Source organism: Spiroplasma helicoides (assembly GCF_001715535.1).
In the GTDB taxonomy this organism is placed as follows: Bacteria; Bacillota_I; Bacilli_A; order Mycoplasmatales; family Mycoplasmataceae; genus Spiroplasma_A; species Spiroplasma_A helicoides.
The window spans coordinates 1,172,934-1,193,382 of sequence record NZ_CP017015.1; the positions used below are offsets into that span (position 1 = coordinate 1,172,934).

Annotated in this window: 16 protein-coding genes; 7 read left to right on the forward strand and 9 right to left on the reverse strand. The window is 26.5% G+C overall.

Annotated features, from left to right (window positions below):
- Positions 1-497 precede the first annotated feature (497 nt).
- From SHELI_RS05240 to SHELI_RS05250, 3 genes are all read right to left on the reverse strand, one after another.
- The gene (locus tag SHELI_RS05240) at positions 498-1,865 is read right to left on the reverse strand and encodes a hypothetical protein (protein WP_069116669.1); all 1,368 of its coding nucleotides are present in this window, start codon (positions 1,863-1,865) and stop codon (positions 498-500) included.
- Between the two features lie 269 nt (positions 1,866-2,134).
- Positions 2,135-3,514 (reverse strand): lipoprotein, encoded by a 1,380-nt coding sequence (locus tag SHELI_RS05245; RefSeq protein WP_069117335.1) that lies wholly within the window; start codon positions 3,512-3,514, stop codon positions 2,135-2,137.
- A gap of 256 nt (positions 3,515-3,770) precedes the next feature.
- Entirely contained in the window at positions 3,771-5,267 is a 1,497-nt protein-coding gene (locus SHELI_RS05250; RefSeq protein ID WP_069117337.1) for a lipoprotein, read from the reverse strand.
- 736 nt (positions 5,268-6,003) lie between these two features.
- On the opposite strand from SHELI_RS05250, the gene SHELI_RS05255 reads away from it, so the two are divergent.
- A complete protein-coding gene (locus tag SHELI_RS05255) occupies positions 6,004-6,702 on the forward strand; it encodes an ABC transporter ATP-binding protein (protein WP_069117339.1) in 699 nt (232 codons plus the stop codon).
- A 46-nt stretch (positions 6,703-6,748) separates the two neighbouring features.
- Here SHELI_RS05255 and SHELI_RS05260 read toward each other — a convergent pair whose 3' ends face one another.
- The 5 genes from SHELI_RS05260 to SHELI_RS05280 are packed head-to-tail and all read right to left on the reverse strand — an operon-like array spanning position 6,749 to position 12,606.
- Entirely contained in the window at positions 6,749-7,591 is an 843-nt protein-coding gene (locus tag SHELI_RS05260; RefSeq protein ID WP_069117341.1) for a hypothetical protein, read from the reverse strand.
- Positions 7,592-10,300, reverse strand: coding sequence for an endo-beta-N-acetylglucosaminidase (locus SHELI_RS05265; protein WP_069117343.1), 2,709 nt, complete (start codon positions 10,298-10,300; stop codon positions 7,592-7,594). It abuts the gene before it with no gap.
- The gene (locus SHELI_RS05270) at positions 10,300-11,154 is read right to left on the reverse strand and encodes a hypothetical protein (protein WP_069117345.1); all 855 of its coding nucleotides are present in this window, start codon (positions 11,152-11,154) and stop codon (positions 10,300-10,302) included. The genes SHELI_RS05265 and SHELI_RS05270 overlap by 1 nt, the downstream gene beginning before the upstream one ends.
- Positions 11,155-11,166: 12 nt before the next feature.
- Complete coding sequence (locus SHELI_RS05275) at positions 11,167-11,931, reverse strand: hypothetical protein (RefSeq protein WP_069117347.1); 765 nt, start codon at positions 11,929-11,931, stop codon at positions 11,167-11,169.
- A gap of 12 nt (positions 11,932-11,943) precedes the next feature.
- Positions 11,944-12,606 (reverse strand): hypothetical protein, encoded by a 663-nt coding sequence (locus SHELI_RS05280; RefSeq protein WP_069117349.1) that lies wholly within the window; start codon positions 12,604-12,606, stop codon positions 11,944-11,946.
- 138 nt (positions 12,607-12,744) lie between these two features.
- On the opposite strand from SHELI_RS05280, the gene SHELI_RS05285 reads away from it, so the two are divergent.
- From SHELI_RS05285 to SHELI_RS05310, 6 genes are read left to right on the forward strand one after another with little or no spacing between them, the layout of a single operon-like run.
- A complete protein-coding gene (locus SHELI_RS05285; protein ID WP_069117351.1) occupies positions 12,745-14,736 on the forward strand; it encodes a 2-hydroxycarboxylate transporter family protein in 1,992 nt (663 codons plus the stop codon).
- A gap of 14 nt (positions 14,737-14,750) precedes the next feature.
- Complete coding sequence (locus SHELI_RS05290) at positions 14,751-15,014, forward strand: citrate lyase acyl carrier protein (RefSeq protein WP_069117353.1); 264 nt, start codon at positions 14,751-14,753, stop codon at positions 15,012-15,014.
- 1 nt (position 15,015) lies between these two features.
- Positions 15,016-15,924 carry an aldolase/citrate lyase family protein gene (locus SHELI_RS05295; RefSeq protein WP_069117355.1) on the forward strand — a complete coding sequence of 303 codons (909 nt, stop codon included), beginning with the start codon at positions 15,016-15,018 and terminating at the stop codon, positions 15,922-15,924.
- Position 15,925: 1 nt separating this feature from the next.
- The gene (gene citF / locus SHELI_RS05300; RefSeq protein WP_069117357.1) at positions 15,926-17,476 is read left to right on the forward strand and encodes a citrate lyase subunit alpha; all 1,551 of its coding nucleotides are present in this window, start codon (positions 15,926-15,928) and stop codon (positions 17,474-17,476) included.
- Positions 17,477-18,625 (forward strand): citrate lyase holo-[acyl-carrier protein] synthase, encoded by a 1,149-nt coding sequence (locus SHELI_RS05305; protein WP_069117359.1) that lies wholly within the window; start codon positions 17,477-17,479, stop codon positions 18,623-18,625.
- A complete protein-coding gene (locus SHELI_RS05310; protein WP_069117361.1) occupies positions 18,618-19,643 on the forward strand; it encodes a nucleotidyl transferase family protein in 1,026 nt (341 codons plus the stop codon). The genes SHELI_RS05305 and SHELI_RS05310 overlap by 8 nt, the downstream gene beginning before the upstream one ends.
- Here the strand turns inward: SHELI_RS05310 and SHELI_RS05315 are convergent.
- Positions 19,640-20,440: a triphosphoribosyl-dephospho-CoA synthase gene (locus SHELI_RS05315; protein ID WP_069117363.1), complete on the reverse strand. Its 801-nt coding sequence runs from the start codon at positions 20,438-20,440 to the stop codon at positions 19,640-19,642. The two genes, SHELI_RS05310 and SHELI_RS05315, sit on opposite strands and share 4 nt — an antisense overlap.
- Positions 20,441-20,449 lie beyond the last annotated feature (9 nt).

Consider the following 20,449-nt stretch of genomic DNA (forward strand, 5'->3'; position numbering starts at 1 on the left):
TCTACTATCATAAAGAGTAAGTTTACTTTTTTTATCTCAAATTCTTATTAATTAAGAACCAGCCTTAATATTCATTTCTAAAGCGATTTTATCTAAATTTTCTCCTGACCAATACCTTTTTAAGGCTTTCTTTTTTAAATCTTCACTATACTTTCTAGGCATATTTTCCTTTCTAATATAAAAACCAGTTGTATATACAACTGGTCTACTTAGCTTCCTTTTTTCTAAAATCGTACTAATATTATTTTAATTAAAACTTTATTCAAATAACTAATTCAGTATTCTGTTTATAGAAACAATGAGCTTAGATTTAAAAAAGTAAATTAAAATAACTTATTTAGAAGTTTTAATTTATAAATAATAAATTTTACTTTAAAATATTATGCTAAAAAAATCGCAAATTAATATTATAATAATTTCAATAATTTACTATAAAAGAAAAGTAATAAGAATAACGGAAGTTAAGTAGACCATTTGCAAATATAATAAATGGTCTTTTATATATTAAAATTATATTTTATTTGTTGTAAATTATTGTAAATATTTGAGAACTTCTTAAAATAATAATAAAAATTTTCCTTATTTTCAAATTTATTACCAAAAGTTTTATAAAATTTTTGTTTAATTCATCCATTTAGACTTTCGGTTGGTGCATTATGTTTAAAGCCTTTTTTAGACATAGAATGAACTATAAAATCATTTTCATTTACATAGTTAAAAATAAGCTCATTAGCAAAGGCAGAACCTCTATCAGATTGTATTATCTTTTGATTTGCTTTTTCAATGGCATAGTTATTTGTTTCTTTAAAAACAGATAATGCACTATTTGAATTTTCACTTTTATCAAAACTATAACTAACTATAGTTCTTTTTTCTCAATCATATGATATTAAACAATTAATTTTACTTCTGTTTTTTCCATTATTTAAAAATATCTTAAAGTTTGTTCCATCCATACCAATTATATTTGGTCGACTATAATTCATTTCCACCAAGTCTTCTCTAACATAGATATTATGTTTTTTTGATTCTGATTTCTTAACACTACGTTTCTTTCTACTTGGATTATTTAATATTCATGGATGATCTACTCTAATTTTTCTAATCATTTTTTCAGATACTTTTACGCCTTTATTTACATAAATTCACTTACTTATTAAATTTGCGCCGCTTGCTAAACTATTATTTTTTAGATTATAGTCTATTATTAGTTTTTTGGCTATTGTATATTTAGGACTATTAAAATTTGGTAAATCATTAAAATATAGACCATTTTTAAATATAATTATTGGGTTCTCTAAATTATTTTTTAGTTTAAACTTAGAAAATGTATTTTTATGAATTTTAAAATAACTAATTAATCTATTAGTCCCCATACCATGCTTAGCAATAAAATAATATATTTGACAGCATGCATAATGTTTATAAGCTTTTGTTGCCATTATCATTATCTTGTCCTTCTTGCTCATCTTCAACATGTTCAACATTATAGTTGCTGTGCAAGAAGGTATGGACTTTTCCAAAATTTCTTTACTTGCCATTGCTAATATCTTTTCTTCTTTTTCGAACTTTAATTGTTTTTCTAAAAGTCTAATTTTTTCTTTTAAAACTTTATTTTCTTTTTCTTTTGTTTTTAAATCCTTATATACAAATTCTTTTTTTAATTTTTTACTCATTATTTCAACTTCTTTGCATGTTTTAATTCTACTATCATAATGAGTAAGTTTACTTTTTTTATCTCAAATTCTTATTAATTGAGAACCAGCCTTAATATTCATTTCTAAAGCGATTTTATCTAAATTTTCTCCTGACCAATACCTTTTTAAGGCATTCTTTTTTAAATCTTCACTATACTTTCTAGGCATATTTTCCTTTCTAATATAAAAACCAGTTGTATATACAACTGGTCTACTTAGCTTCCTTTTTTCTATATTTGTTTATTTATAAAAACATAAAAATCATATAGTAAAAATATTAACTTATTTTTTCAGCAATCTAAATTTATAAATAATTTTAGATTTATTACAAACATAATTTAAAAATAAAAAAACTCCATAAAAAATGAATATGGAGAAAGTTTTTATGTAAATTTTAAATTAAAAATTTTAATAATTGAATATTTACTTATAATAATTTATCCCATTGAAGGTTCTTTTGTTATATTAGCAGATCCAACAAGTGTGTATCCTTGATATTTATCTTTTGCAGATTCTTTAAATGATATAGTTATGTCAGTATTACTGTTATCTTTGTTATTAATATCAATAATTGATTCAAAATCTGCTACAAAAGTACTTTTATCAATTGTTCCATCCTTAGTGGTAGTTGATTGATCATCAGAAGCTGCTTTTTGACCTATAAAAAGATATGATCCTGTATCTGATGAAAATTTTTGTCAGAATTCAATATTATTGTTTACATCATATAAATAATCCACTATTCTATTTTTTAAATCACCACTAGATTCATAATCATCATAAATAAATGGATAATATATTGAGTAAGTTGTTCATGAACTTAAGTTGAATTGTGCTGCGGATTTACCTATAGTAAATGTTAAATCAATATCTTCCTGAGAACAATCCCCATTTATTTGAACTCCTATTTTAGCAGTTCCTTTTTCTAAGGAAAAGTCTCTAATTTCTAATTGGTCGTATGGAAAGTCTTTAATTGCAGTTTCATTTTTTGTTTTGAACATTCCTAAAAATTCTTCTTTTGAAAGATCTAAATCTGATGGATTAGAAAATGAAAGTTCTCCCAAATTTTTGTTGAAGTTAAAATTACTTAATTTTTTATATTCTTTTATTTTAATTTCAACTGTACCCACGGCATGAATTTTATCAATATCATCAGCATGTCCATCTTTTACAGAACCTTTTATCGAAGCAACCTCAACACCATTTTGAATTTTGTTTCCATTAGCATCAATATAATCAATATTAATCATTCCCATTATAGCTTCTTTTGTAACTGTTGGATATAGTAATTTTGCTTTATCTACTACCTTACCAATAAATCTATCTAAATCAGAATAAATTTTAGTTTGATCTTTAATATCGCTTACCATCAAATAACCTATATTAAATGAATTTGGTCTAGCAAGTGCACCTTGACCAGTATTATCAATAACTTGACTTACTAGAGACAGATCAAAATTTGCTCTTGAATCATCTTTTTTGTATGTGTATTTAACTTCAACAGTTCCTGTAAACTTTGTTGAACTATCTTTTGCTTTTAACTTAGCAGAAGTAGTGGTTGGTTTTCCATCTAAGTCCACATCATTTGATGTCAAACCATAATCTTTGTTTTTAGAATTAATTGCTTTAACAAGATCTGCAGCAGTCGGTAAATCACTTGTTCCGGTAACTTCTCCTAATTCCTTAGTTTCTAAAACACTTAAATCTTTTTTTTCGGTGCTGCTATCTGCATCTTTATTTTTGTTACATGCAATTGCAACACTTCCACTTGTAGCAACTAATCCTGTTGCTGCCAATAAACTTAATAACTTTTTCATTATTTCCTCCTTGTTTTATACTAGATAATTTTACTAAACAATTTAGTTTTGTGTAAATATTTTGAAAAAATAAAATATTTTTTAATTTTTCAAAATATTTTATTATTTAGATAAATTAATAATTCCAAAATAAAATATCACAAATCAAATAATATCAACTTTAATTTATTTGAGAATAGACAACATAACCGTAAAATAATTAAGTAACTATTTTTAGAAAATCTAGTTTCTTACTGAAATTGTAAAATCATAATAATTACTTTTTAACAGTAAAACTAACTTCTTTTGTGTTATAAAAAATTTGATTCATACCAACTAACTTGGGCAATATTGCTGTTCCTGCACTTTTATCTGAATTTAATTTTACTTGTTTATAGTCAACATCAAAAGAATGCTCATTACATTTATTTTCTTCTAAAAAGTTTGCGTATTTTACTTTTAAAGCATCTTTAATTGCTGTTGCCGGAGCTGCAGCCGATGAAGATTTAGGTTCAATTTCACCAATATCATTGCCTACAATAACAGTATTTATATCAACTTTTGTTACAAATCTAGCTTTAATTTCCCCAGTTACATAATACCCATCAATATGATAATTCATGCCTTCTTTTAAAGAAATCTTAAATGATTTAATTACTTCACCATTTTTGTGTAATACAGATGAATTATCATCACTATAGTAAGATAGAGTAATCATTTCTAATAATTTATTTAAATCAAGGTTTAATCCTTGTATTGCAGCTAAATTTAAAAGTTTTTGAGTATAATCTTTCAAAGTTGCAAAAGCTTGCTCTTCATCTTTATTTTTATCCGGGTCAATTGTAATTCCAAGTTTGCAAATTGCAGGATTTTGCGCACCAAAATCCCCTTCCCCTTTAATTGCTTGCTCAACTAAACTCATATCCATGCTTTTTACAGCTTTATATGTATAAGTCACTTCAACAGTTCCTTTGAATACAGGAGAATCTGATTTAGCATTTATAGTTGCTTTTTCATTAGTTTGACCTTCACCCAACTCAACATCCAATTCTGTTAAATTAGTATTTTCATTTTTTTCGTTTATTGCTTTAACTATTTCTGCAAGAGAAGGCATATTTTCTTGAATACTTTTTATTTCTCCAAGATCTTTAGTTGTCAAATTAGCCAAATCTATTTGACTTGATTGTTGCTTGTAAGTATAAGTTACTTCTACACTTCCAGTAAATTTTTTTGAGTCAGCCTTTGCTTTAATTGTTGCTTTTGAATTTGTTGCTGAACCATCTATTTCAACATCATTTTCAGATAAATTATAACTACTATTTTTTAAAGTAATAGCTCTAATCAAGTCTGAAATAACTGGACTTGTCCCTCTACCAATAACTTCTCCAAGTTCTTTATTTTGTAATTTAGATAAATCTAAAACTTGATTATAGCTATAAGTAACTTCTACACTATTTATAAACTTACTTGAACTTGTTTTTGCTTTAATTGTTGCTTTTGAATTTGTTGCTGCACCTTCAAATTCAACATCATTTTCAGCTAAACCATAATTGCTGTTTTTTGCATTTATAGCTTTTACGATTGTGGCAACAGAAGGTGTTGCTTCTGAACCATTAATGTCACCTAATTCTTTAATTGACATTTCTGATAAATCTATAATTTTCCCGTCATCTTGTGTTGTTGAAGCATCGTTGTTTTTATTACATGCAACCGCAACAGAACTACTTGTAGCTACTAATCCTGTAGCTGCCAATAAACTTAATAATTTTTTCATTTTTTTCACTCCTAAATGTATTTTATTTTAAAATTCTATAAAAATTTTTTTAATATTTAAAATTTTTTTTAGCACAATTCACCTTTCTTTTTATTTTTACTGAAATGAAATTTGAGCTCTAAATATTTACGTTCGATATTTTTTTTATTGTATTTATTTAAACCATATTTTTTGTAGAAAGTTGTTTTCACACTATAGGATGAGTTGCTCGAGTTTTCTCTTCTATTAATAATTTGCATTTTTAAAAAACTTTTTTATATAACTTTACAAGTAATTTAATTCAACTAATCTAGAAAAATTTATAAAGTTGTTTTTTACAAACATTTTTAAATCAATTGGTATATACATAAATTTAAAATTGGCAAAAGTTGATTTCATATTAAGCATTTTCTAAATATTTAAGTGATTCAGCAACATTTTGTAAAATACCTGTTCTTTAATATCAATTTATTATAAAAAAGTTAATATATTTCTTTTTTCAAATTAATAATTTGTATTTTTTATTTGCGCACAAAAGTGCAAAATTTGAGCTAGTAGGAAGCAATCGTGTTGATGCTAATAAACTTAAGAGTTTTTTTATTGATTTTACTTATTTTATAAGATTTACTTTTATTTATATTTTTTTAATTATTAGTTAAAAACTTAAAAAAATAAACTTTATAAAAAATTATGACTATTTTTGTTTAATTACATTTATGTTAATATATAAATAGTTAAAAATTACAAGGAGAATGATATGATACAACTTAAAAACATAAATAAATATTTTGGAAAAAGACATGTTTTAAAAGATATCACACTAGACATTGAAGATAATGCTGCAATTGCTTTTATTGGATCAAATGGAAGTGGTAAAACTACTTTAGTTGAAATAATTGCCAAATTATTAAAACCAACTCAAGGAAGTATTCACTATACGAGTGATAAAGAAGCAAAAGATGTTAATCGTCGTGTTGGTATGCAATTTCAAGATGGTAGCTGACCACCTGGAACTAAAATAATAGATTTAGTAAAGTTTTATAAAGATAAAAGTTTTATTAATAGTGATGAATTTAACCAATTAGTTGATGCATTTAACTTAAAAGACTTTATAAATAAATCAATTGATTCCCTATCTGGAGGGGAAAGACAAAGAGCAAATTGTTTTTTATCTATTATAAATAATCCTGAAATATTAATTTTAGATGAGCTAATAACAGGATTAGATTTAGAGATGCAAATAAAACTTATCAAGTTTTTTAAAGAATACAAAAAAAATAATAAAGTTGCGCTTTTGATAGTTTCTCATATACCTGAAGAAGTTGAAGAATTGTGTGATAGAGTAGTTATTTTAAAAAGTGGTGAGATTTATGAAGATAGTGATATGAAAACTATCATTGAAAAACATGGAAGTTTAAGAAAAAGATTATTAAAATACTACGAAATCCAAGAATAAAAATAATAAAAAAAACCTATTTATTGAAGACTCAACAAATAGGTTTTTATTTTTTAAAAGATAAATTGAAACTTGCATATGATATATATCCTTGGAAAGGCGCAATACAAATCATAGAAAATAATGGTGCATAGACATTTTTAAATGGAATTATTGATCCAATATTATATGCAATTAGATAAACTCTTTTTCCACCATCAAATGATTTTGTATAAGCCATATAGTAAATTCAATTAAAATATTTTTGAATACTTAAATAACTTATACCTTGATAGTATTGATTTTGACTGAATTCATAATCGATAAAATAATCTCCCGATGCAAATAAAAATGCAAGAATAATTAGGCTAAGTCCTTGAACTAGATAAATATTACTAATGAACCCAGAAAGAATTACTCCTAGTAAATAAATAACTGTGGCATTTAATAACAAATTAATAATTATAACCAAAAATGAAGGCTGTGAAATCATTGTTGTTATACATTCTATTACTTTATTGCTTTTTGTAGCAGCGTCTAAAATAACCAATAAAATTGAACTTACAATTAAAGCCACAAATGCATATACTAAAAATATTAGAAGTAATGTTCCCAAAAACATTAAGTTTGAAACACCAAAGTTCTTTAATTGTTTTAAAAAGATTGTTTCTCGATAAGTAACAATAATATTTGTAACAAATAGCATTGGTATTATCATTGAGAAAAACAATATTGGCCCAATAACAATTGCTCTATCAGCACTTATATATGGTTGAATAAAGTAAATATACATAAATACTTCAAATAAAACAGGAAGCACAATTATATAAGCATAAGTATAAACTGATGATAAACTTGTTTTAAATAAGTATTTTATACATGAATTAAATTTTTTTAGTCTCATAATCATCTATAAATTTAACTTAAATTTATATAACTCACCTTCTCTTTCTTTATTTTTTAAAATAGGTTTGATAGCAATTGTTACACCATTTTTACTTGTTAGATCTCTTAAATAATATTTTGTTTGAGTTGTTTCACCTACACGATATCACTTTTCATCACTTAAAACATAGATTTCAAAGTAATCAACTGCATCATAATTTGAAGCATCTCAACTAAATCTAATGTTATTTAGTTTTTCGTCATCTCTGTCACGATACACAACATATTCTGATTTTGGATTTGATATATTTACTTGATTATCGTTTTTTAGATATGAGTTATCAATTACTGACAATTCTCCAACATTAAATTTAAATTTATCAACTTTAGGTTTAATATTTAATCCAATTGCAGCAAGTTTGTGAGTTTCACTTATATTGTTAACTTTACTCAAGTCATAACTAATTTCAGTTCAACCATTACCCTTATCTACAATTGATTGAGGGTCTAAAATAGTAACGTTACTATTATTTCAAGATGCTGAACCATTATTATCTGCAAAGGTTAATCTTAATTTAACTTCAGCTTTATTCTTTGCTTCTGTTTGATTATCGTTATAAACGATACTTATTTTTTTATCATTTTTAGCAATATTAGTACCCATAATATCTCAACCATAAGTTGTATTAGGATTCCAATATTCACTCTCTACGATTTGACCTGTTTCATCAAAACCATTTCCTATTACAATTGAGTTTCCTTTTTTATAAACTTGATCATAATCATAACCACCAGCAAATTCATCTATTCTTAGTGGTTCATCTGGATGGTCTGTGTCGAAAATTCTTCATTTGTATGTTGGTAAAATATCAGCTAATCTTTTGTTTGTTCAAGGATAATTAATAACACTATTTGTTCCAGCAAATTTGATACCACTACCAGTTGAAAAGTTTGTTGTTAAATAACTATTATCTAAGTTTTCATCTGTGAAAACAGTTTTTTCTCTAATTAAATTTCCTATTCCAAAGCTATGAGAGTTAACACCTTTATTTTTATCGTTGTATTCATAGTCATATAAACCTGATTTACCTTTTATTCTTGAATCATTTTGATACTCTTTATCAAAATGAATTCTCGGATCTGCTTTTACAAATTCTGTTTTGTGGTTTGTTGAAGAAGCGGTTCTCTGTAATGTGTTTTCTGAATACCCTTCAACTTTATCATCAATAAATAAGTTAACTCCACTATACATAACATCATTATATAAATGTTGAACTTGAGCCATAAATAAGTATTTTCTCATTAGATCCATTGGTCTTGTTGATAATGCACTTGCAGGAGCTGCAAATTGTCCAGGTCCTTCATCTTCATATGCTGAAATACTTGTGTAAACGTCTTTGTCAAATTGATAAGTACCATCAGGTAAGACTTTTCTTTTATAGGCTAAATTTTTGTAATCATAAAACCCATGCAAGTAAGCCTCTCAACCTGAGTTAACAAGTCCATAAATGTCTGAACCTGTGTAATCGGGGTGGTCTTTTAAAAACTGAGTAGTACTATCTGGTGTCTCTCCAAAGTTTACTTGTAATTCAATTTTTTTTGTAAAGTCATTATTTTTATAAATTGTTGAAGCCATATCAACAGTTTCATTATCATAATAGCGGTTGTCAAGCGCTGAATACTTAACAGTACTTGCATTACGATAATAAATTAGTTTTTGATTTTTTACTTTTGGATCATTAGATATTGAAGTCTTATTATGGTATTCCTTAATCATTTGCTCCATACTTTTATAGTCTAAAACAGTTCCATTTGGTGAATAACCATTTGCTTCGTTATTTATAAATCATCCATCAAAACCTTCATAAGCTGCTATTTGAATTAACTTGTCAACAACTTTGTAGCTTCCATCACTATTTTGAGCAATAAAATCTCTTAACATATCTCCTGTTAAACCATGAGTTCCATCTAAAAAGACATTCCCATATATTTTTCCCCCATTATTATGAGCCATTTCAATTGTATCGGCTGGTGGTGGTATTACAGGACCTTCAAATCATGAACCCGATCAGTTAACAAAAACATTATTATATTGTCAATTTAAATTGGTATTTTCAAATGGATTTTTTGTACCAACAATTGTGTTATCAAAAGTTCTGTGTTTTCTTGTTGAAAATCCTAAATAATCAAAATTAAGTCTTTCATCTTGAGAAGCAACATTTTTCTTTGCTACAAATTCTGACTTTCTTAAATCTTTTTGAGATCTATTATATTTAGCATCAGCATCAATACTTGGGTCTCAAGTTAAAATTGAGTTTAATTGTCGATATGCTTGTGCTGGTGAACCTATACCAAAATCAACAGCAAAGTTTCCATTTGGCATAAACCCTTTATTTAAAGGTACCCCTGTTGCCATTTGTTTTGAGATATTTTGATTTCATTGAAAACCAGTATTCAACTTGTCATAGTCAAAATAGTTTTTGTAATAGTCAGGGCTAATTGTAGTGTTGATATTACTATCAGTATTTAAATTTGCTTGATAATTGTCATTATATGGATTATAAGTAATTCCATCACCTAAATCAGAGTTACTTCAATCAAAGTCTTTTAAGTTTTTTGTTAAACTTGATTCACCAACTTTTGGCATTGCAAAAAAATACAAAGGTACAACAAATACAATTGGAATGATTGTGACTGTTAAAATATATAATATTTTTTTAGTTAGTTTATTCATTATTGTTTGTACCCCCATTTAAATAAATAGTTATATAAAATAATCATTCCTACTAAAAATAAAATTGATGGTAAGACAGTTGGTAAAAGGTTATTAAAAGGTATGTGTGGGCTTTCTAAAGGCATAATTTGAGAAATTCCCATTTTGTCATAAAAGCTATAAGAAGTAAATAGCATTCCTGTTCACACAAAATATTTAATTGGATTTAAAAATCCTAAAGCATATGTGAACGTATTTGAATTCATAATATCTGGATCAATCACCGAATCTGAAAACATCATTAGTAATACTACAAATAGTGCAATACTTAAAAAGTTAATAGCTGCTTTTTTAGAAGCGCTTGTCAACAACATGACTCCTGCTGTTAAAAATAAAAGCATAAATAACATATTTATAAAGAATAGTGATCATACTGGACCATTAATATTTTGTAACAATTTATAGGTAATTCTAGTTCATTCAGAATAAACCATAATATTGTAAATTCCAAGATTGATTAAAAAACTACCAGCAACAATTATTAAATTATTTAAAAATAATATTGAAAGAAAATTTGTTGTATTTAAATTCCCAAGTCTTAATTTGACAAGATAGTTTCTTTTTTTTCAATCAATCACAAGTATGCCAACAAAGAATGCTGAGAAATAAACTGATATAGAAAGATAATTCATAATAAGTGGCGGTAATAAAACACCTGATTTATTTTTAAAGCTTAGCAATGTCAAAATTATAAATATAGCAGCAGGAATAACTCAACAAAAAATGTATGTTTTAAAATTTACAAAAATATTTTTAAAGAACAATGAAAAAATATGCTTATAGTTGTTAACTTTACTCATTAAATTTATTTTCATATCTTTTTTCTCCTAACTTTTTGTTAAATCACCTTTTTTTATAAATACTAAATCATACACTTTTTCAATAAATGGTTTTAAATCTGAGCTTAATGAAGTTACTGGTGTTGGAGCTTTATATGCAGGATTTGGTCCTTTTTGATAAATTGGCTCATAATTTTCATCAACAGATGCATAGTTTGGTAAAGTATAAAAGTCAATGCTTAAACCAATTTCAACACTAGTTGAAACCTCATAAATTCAAACTTTTAATCATTGGAAATAACACAATGCATTAAAATATTTGAAACACCATAATACCGATTCACTTGATGGGTTTATTAATATATTAAAATTCCCTTTGATAATGTTTATACAAGCTTCAGAATATAATGCTTTTAAAGTATATGCACTTTGATATTGAACCTCATCAGAACGATAAATGGCTTCAAAAACATTATCTACTTCAAATTTTGGTATACCATAATTATCTTTTGCTCCTTTATAATCAACATCTTTATATTTATTGTATAAATTACGATATTCATAAGTAAAGTAATCATCGATTGCAGCATTTGATTTATTAACCCCAAGAATAGCTGAGTCATGAATTCTTATTCAAGAGTTAAGATACTCTTCACTAATTTCAGGATAGTCTTCATCAGTTCCAATTATAAAGTTAATTTTTTCCCTAACATTTTGTTCATCACTTTTTCAGCGGTTTACATTTACTACTAAGTTGGATGCAAAAGTTGCAATAATAGGCAAACTTAGCAATGGTATTAATAACTTTTTCATCTTTCCTCCTATTTATTGTGTGAAATACTTCAAATCGGCTTTAAACTGAAATCTTTTATAATATTGACCAATATATGCATTTTGATCATTATCAAAATATTCTATTAGTTGATAAATGTATAAATCAAACTTACTATTCCCTTTGTTACCTGAAATTGTAAATAAATAATATCGATAATCGTTGTCTGCAAATGAGCTTTTTAGTCTATTAATTCCTTTAAAAATACTTACAAATTCATCAGCAATTGGTGTGAAATTAACATTACCATTAGAAAATGTTGTATATATTTTTGAACCATCATGTGGTCCTAAAATGAAATGATCTTCATATTCTTCTTGTCACTCTTCATCTCATCCTTTATTAGAATAATCTTGTTTTTCAGTATTTTTGTAGTCTGTTCCAAGAACTTTGTCATCTTCTAATTGTAAAGGTAAGTTTTTTTGTCAGTCATCGCTCTGATAAATTTTAGTAGTTGAATAAGTTAACAAACCAATCAAATCAGAATAACCCTTTCCATCATTAAATTGTAAATCTACTACTTCATCTGCAGGTCTAATTGAAACAGATGTTGCGTTTTTATATTTCTCATTTTGACATGATGCAACACTCGAACTTGATGACACAACCATTGAAGATAAAAAAAATGAGCTAATAAACTTAGTATATCTATTCATATAGTCTCCTTAAATTTTAACTATTTTTATTATACCTTTTATGTTTGATTTACAAAATAAAAATATTTTTAAAATTGTATACAATTTTTTAGATTGTATACAATTTTTATGTATAATCAATTTATAAGGAGGTTATTTATGTACAAATTTCTTACAGATGAACAAGAGAGTAAATACCAAAGTAAAAAGACAAATTCTATGGGAACTTATGACAAAAAGCTTGAAAAGTTAAATTCTTATAAAGATAAAGAGTTTCAAAGAATTGAAAAAAGCTATCAAAAAGCTGTTTTACACTTTACAAAACGTAGAGAAAAAATTGATGCTCATTTATCAAAAAACAAAGCACTAATTGACGAAAAATTAAAGGCTGAAAAAATGACTCAAGATTATCATGATGAAATGATTAGGTTGACAGAATCTATTTTTGCAAAAAAAGTGTCTGATTTAAATGAAGATATTGAAGTTTTAGAACAAAATTACCTATTAGCAAAAGTTGACTTAGATGATGGGGTTGAAAACTCACGTAAATATAATGAAAAAATTTATATTAGATCAATTGAAAAAAAATATGGAAAACTAGACTTTCAAAAACAATTTAAATTAAAAAAAGAAGAGTTATTAAAACAAGGTTTAGTTGGTAAAGAACTTAAAAAAGCAACACTGAATGCTAAACAAGAAATTTATGAGCAAAGCAATAAAGAGTATATGCCAATGCAATTAAAATTTCTTGATTGGGTTGACAATAAAAAACTTAAATTTGAGTGATGAAAGGCTACAAAACATAAACAATTGTTAGAAATGAAACATTACTCATTTAAAGATTGATTAACAATCAAAATTTGAACAATTCCTCTATACTTACTATTAATTATTGTTGGAGTTATATTGGGAGCGTTCTATGCTGGAGTTGTTACCAACAAAATGATTTATGCAATTTCAATCTTATTAACTTTATCAATTGTATTTGGGGTTGTATTTGCAAAAATACCAATCTGAAATAAATACTTTGGAGGGGCTTTAATTGGTTGTATGATTGTTGGGAGTCTCTTTGTCGAGTTTGATGTGCTACCAGCTGAAGTTCAAAGTACAGTTAAAGTATGATTTAAAGATCAAGATTTCTTAGGAATGTATATATCAGTTCTATTAGTTGGAGCAGTACTTCTAATACCAAGAAAACTTATTATTAAAGCAACAGGTGGATTCTTTGCCTTGATTATAATTGGTACACTTGGTGCAACTGGACTTGGATTAATAGGAATGTTAATAACTGGTTTATCACTAGAAGATTTCTTCTTAAACTATTGATTACCGATTTTATGTGATGGTAATGGTGGTGGAATTCAACCAATTGGTGAAATAGCTGGTATGAATGGGTTTGATAAAAAAGATTGAATGTCAGCAGCTTTAGCTGTATCAACTGTTGCAAGTATTTTATCTGTTGTTATGGCGGGATTAATTGCAGCTATTGGTAAAGCAAGACCTTCTCTTTCTGGAGATGGAAGACTTGTTAAAAAAGATATTCATACAACTGAAAGAAAATCAGAAGCAAAAGATAGAAACGTTGCTGTTGCTATCTTAGTAATAGGTGTAATTTATATCTTGTCAGACATTATTGCTGATAAATTACTTACAAAAGATGTTTTAGGTATTTTAATACCAAACTATGCATGAATGATCGTGCTTGGATTATTAATCAACATCATAAACCTAATACCAAGAGAAATTAAAAAAGGGGTAGGTAAAGTAAATACATTTATATCAAAACAAACTACATGATTATTGATGTTTGCTGTTGGTATGAACTATATTGATTTCCAAGAATTTGTAAATGCGCTAAACCCAACAACACTACTGATGTGTTTAACATTTGTTCTAGGAGCAAGTTTACTTCCTCTATTCACAGCAAGAATATTTAACTTCTATGGAGTTGAATCAAGTGTTGCTGCTGGATTATGTATGACTGCACAAGGAGGAAGTGGAGCTATTATGGTTCTAGGTACAAGTGATAGAATGGAATTAATGCCATGAGGACAAATTACTTGTAGAATTGCAGGAAGTATTATCTTAATATTTGCTGGAGTATTCTTCTCAATTTATGCAAAAGAACCACTACCAGTTGGTGTGGTATAGGAAAGGAATTTATTATGAAGGACGTTTCAATAACAGTTGGTAGTGTAGAATCAGGAGACCTTATGGTTGTTATCTCTGAATCACCTAGCAAAAAATTAGAAATAGATATTAAATCAAAATTTTTAAAACAATATAAAGATGAAATCAATGCTATTATTTTAGAAGTTTGCAAAGAAAAAAATGTCACAGATTTAAAGTTAGAAATCAATGATCAAGGGGCTATTCCTGCTGTAATTAGAGCAAGAGTTTTAGCTGCTATTGAAAAATGAGGTAAGTAGTATGAAAGGTTGAAAATTAAATCGTAGTAGAAGACACATGCTATTTGTGCCAGCTGATAAACCTGCTATGTATCGTGATGTAGTATTCTACAAACCAGATACTATTATGTTTGACTTAGAAGATGCAGTTTCATTTTCTGAAAAAGATAGTACTAGAATATTATTAAGAGAAATTTTAAGTGACATGGATTACAACAAATATGGAATGGAAGTTTGTGTTAGGGTAAACGGAATTGATACCGATTGATTTGAAAAAGATGTAGAAGCTTGTGTACAATCAAACGTTAACATGATAAGACTTCCTAAAGTTGAAAAAGTTGAAGACATTGAATATGCAGTAAAAGTTTTAGAAAAATTTGAAGCACAATATAAAAGAGAAGACAAAATGTTATTGTTCTTAGCTTTTGAAAGTGCATTAGGAATTTTAAACTCATTTGAAATAGCAAAAGCAAGTGAAAGAATTGTTGGAGTTGCTCTTGGGGGATTTGACTACATATTAGATCTAAAAGGAGAAAAAACTGAACAAAGAACAGAGTTACTTTATGCACGTCAACATTTAGTTCATGTAGCTAGAGCATTAAAATTAGATGTATTCGATGTAGTTTATTCAAATGTAAATGACAAGGAAGGCTTTGTTAAAGAATTTAAGTTTGTAAAATCATTAGGGTTTAATGGAAAATCTGTTATTCACCCAAATCAAATTAGATTTATAAACGAAATTTACAAACCTACCCCTGAACAAGTAGAGTATGCCTTAGAAATGGTTAGAGCATTTAATAAAAGTGTTCAAGAAGGAGTTGGAGTATTCCAATTTAGAGGAACAATGGTTGACAAACCAGTTGTTGAAAAACAAATGGAGATACTTGAAATTGCAAAACAGTTTGAATTAGTTAAAGAAGGAGATTATTAATATGAGTGAAAAAATAAAACAAGCAGATCTTGAAAAAATAAAAGATATTAGTTATAAACTTGTTGCTTACAATTCAAAAGAGTTAAAACCTTCAATTTTTTCAACTAATAAAACTGAATTGCCAAATTATGGAGTAGTTAGAAATAAAATTGTTTCATTAGAAGAAGCAGTAAAAAAATCAGGATTGAAAAGTGGAATGACAATATCATTCCACCACCACTTTAGAAGTGGAGATAAAACAATTCAACTTGTTATGGAAGTAATTGATAAATTAAAAATAAAAGACATTACAATCGCAAGTAGTAGTTTCACAGATGCACATAACTTTTTAATTGATTACATTAAAAAAGGTGTAGTTACCGGATTACAAACTTCTGGTTGTCGTGACGAACTTGGAAAATTTGTTTCATCAGGTGAGTTCAAAAATACCATGATTATAAGAAGTCATGGTGGAAGAGCAAGAGCAATTGAATCAGGAGATTTAAAAATTGATTTAGCTTTCATTGCTGCAAGTTCATCAGATGAGATGGGAAATTGTAACGGTGTTATTGGTCAATCAGCTTGTGGAAGTCTGGGTTATGGAATGGTTGATGCACAGTATGCTGCAAAAACAATCATTATAACCGATCACTTAGTTGATTATCCAAATAAAGTTATTTCAATATCACAAAGTTTAGTTGACTATGTTGTTGTAGTTGATCAAATTGGAGATCCAAATAAAATTGTTTCAAAAGAAATAAGACTTACTTCAGCACCAAAAGAAGAAATTATTGCTGACTTTATTTCAAAAGTTATAGTTAATACGGAACTTTTTAAAGAGGGTTTTTCAATTCAAATGGGAACCGGTGGAGCTTCTTTATCTGCAATCAAAACTTTAACAGAACATATGGTTGAAAAAAATATTAAATCATCATTCTGTCTCGGAGGAATAACAGGTCACCAGGTTAACTGATTGGAAACTGGATTAACAACAGCTTTATTTGATACACAATGTTTTGATATATCAGCTGTTAATTCGATTGCTAAAAATAAAAACCATATAGAAATATCTGCATCAATGTATGCAAATGCACAAAATAAATCGCCTTTTGTTAACAAATTAGATTATGTTATTTTAAGTGCATTAGAAGTTGATTTAAACTTTAATGTAAATGTTATTACTGGAAGTGATGGAGTTATTAGAGGTGCACAAGGTGGTCACCCAGATACTGCTCAAGGTGCAAAAATTACAATTGTGGCATTACCTTTAATCAGAGGTAGAATGAGTTGTGTTGTAGAAAATGTTAATTCAATTGTCACACCCGGTAACACAGTTGATGTAATTGTAACCGATTATGGTATTGCTGTTAATCCAAATAGACAAGACATTATTGAAAGTTTACAAAAAGCTAATGTAAAAATAAATACATTACAAGAAATGATGGAGTTTGCATACTCAATTGTAGGTAAACCAAAACCAATAGAATATGATTATTCAAAACCAGTTGCTGTTGTAGAATATAGAGATGGATCAATTATTGATATCATTTACAAAGTAAAGGAAATTGATTAGATGCCAAATATTCTAGAAGAAATTTTAGATGCGCGTGAAAATAGAACGCGCGTTCTTAAATCAAAACTAGAAAATTCAGAGTTTGTCACTACCCTATCTTTAAATATTCCTGGAGCAAATAAAACTGGACAACTGAAAAAAAACTTTATACAAAAATGTTTTTATGAATATTTAAGCATGTTAAAAAAATTATATGAAAATATAAATTATGATTTTTTTGAAGATGCTGCTGGATATATATACTTTATTGAGGTTAGCAAAGGTCATCCATATCAAGTTAAACAAATTGCTTTAGACTTTGAAGATATTTTAGGTAAACACTCAAGTTTAGTAGATATAGATGTTTATGTTTCATTAACTAAAAAAATAACTAGAGAAAATTTAGCTAAACTACCTAGGGTGTGTTTGATGTGTAGTGAATTTGCAAAAAACTGCGCGTTTAAACAAACTCACCCTATTGAAGAGTTAGAAAAAGTTGTGGATGAACTATTAAAAACAGAGATTTCTTTTTCTTTTTCAAAAGAATATATTATGCATGACATTATAAAAGATGTTTCAGAAGGAATATTAAGTCCTAATGATAGATTAAAAGAAATAGATTTATCAAATAAATATAATGTTTCAAGAACAAAGATTCGTGAAGTTATTTCTACACTAGCAGAATATGGTTTGCTAGTTGTTAGAAAAGATATGGGTGTAATTATCAAAAAGTTAACTTACCATGAACTCACTGAAGTTATAGAGTTAAGAAAGTGTGCAAAGTTAATTATTTTTAAAGATATATTTACAAAAATTACAAACAAAGATCATAGAGTAGTTGTTGAAAAAGTTTTAGAATATTTAGAAGGCTTAGACAGAGCAAATTACGATTTACTAAAAAAATGAAACCAAGAGTTTTATGACTTACTATTTTCTGTCTCAGACAAATACTTTACTAAAAACTTATTTAATAAATTTGAAATCTTATTTTCTAATGTTAGATATTTAATCAGTAAAAAAGCGCAAGACTATTTTTATGTTATACTAGATCAACATATAAATATTTGTAAGGCGCTTCTTACAAAAGATTATGAAGACTTGGTTAAATCAATTGAATTATACTTTACAGACATCCAAAGAATTATGTTACAGGTAATGGACGATGAATAATTTTAAAATGTACTACATTGATTTAAATAGTTCATTTGAAACCAAAAGAGTGACTGAATTTTTAAAAAGGTTTGATTTAGAATATAACTTAGTTGATGCAACATTAGTTATCAAAGATGAAAAACAAAAAATAATTGCTACATGTAGCAAGTTAAATAATGTTATTAAATGTATTGCTGTTTGTAAAGATTACATAAATCAAAACTTTTTAAATAAGTTAGTTACAGAAATTTCTAAATTAATTTATTTAGAAAAACAAGATGAAATATTTGTTTTTACAAAACCAGAAAACAAATTTATTTTTGAAGGTGTTGGTTTTGATAATATTTTTGTAAATGATAAAATTGCTTTTTTAACAAATAAAATAAATAATTACAAAAAATATAAAACATATATTCAAAATTTACTAACAGGTAACGACATAGCTATCCTACTTATGAATTGCAACCCTTTAACAAAAGGTCATGGCTTTTTAATAGAATATGCTTCAAAAAAGTATCAACAAGTATATATAATTCCTGTTAAAGAAGATGTTTCATTATTTACATACGAAGAGAGAAAACAAATGCTTAGCTTGTTTGTAAAAAATTTTACAAATGTAGCTTTACTAAAAGGATCTGATTACTTAATTTCAAAAGCGACTTTTCCAACATATTTTTTAAATGAAGAAGATAAAATAGTTATAGCTAATTCAGAAGTTGATGCTAATGTTTTTGTAAATTTATTTGAAAACACCAAATCAAAAATAACAAGAGTTGTTGGTTCAGAGCCAAACTCTAGAACAACAAACTTGTATAACAATGTTATGAATACAGTTTTAGAAAAAAATAATATAGGTTTTGAACAAGTTGAAAGATATACTATTAATAACAATGTTGTATCTGCATCAACAGTTAGAAAAAATATTTATGAAAATAAAGAATGAGAATCTCTTGTACCGCAAACAACTATTGAGATTATTAAAAAAGTAGATATCAAAAAACGTATGACAGAAAAAAATGTTTATAAAAATAACTAATACTTTTCTTTTATTAAAAACAAAAGTATTACAAATATATCTGCTGCACCACCAGGAGAAATATTATTTTTAATTGCATAATTATTGAAATTATAAATAGTTTTATAAAACATATCATCATAATTATTTGTGTAAATTAGATCAAAATTTTTTTGGATTTCAAATTTTAAATTTAAATATTTATCATATCCAACCTTATTTATTAGAGTTGTATCTTCAATTGCAAGAACACATTTAAGAAGTAAAAAATAATTTTTATACCTTTGTGATATTTTTAAATTAGCAATATTACTTTTATAAAATTCTAAAATTTCAAAAACAACTTTATAACCTTCTACCGCAATGTGTCTGGCACTTTTAACATTATGTTTAATATAAAGTTTAGCTCCTATCGAATTTATTTTATTGTAGTCCAATTGTTTTAATGATTTACAAAAATTTGAAATATATTTGTTTAAAACTTCTTGTTCATCTGAAGATCTGCTAATGTAGCAATAAAAGAAAATACCAAAAGCAAATATTAAACCTTTATGTGTATTGATATTGTTTGTTGCTTTAAACATTAGCTGTTCGTAAATAATTCCAATTTTATTTAAATCACTAAAACTAGTTATGTTGTTTTGATTATTATAAATATTACGCAAATACGCTTTTAAAACTTTATAACTTTTTAAAAAAGTTTTATAATTCATATCCTTATGACAACCTGAGTTCTTTTTAGAAACAAGACCTAGGCAAGGGTATAAAAAAATTTCTTCTTTAATAGCTTTAAATGCATTGTTTAAAATTTTGATCACGTGTGTTTA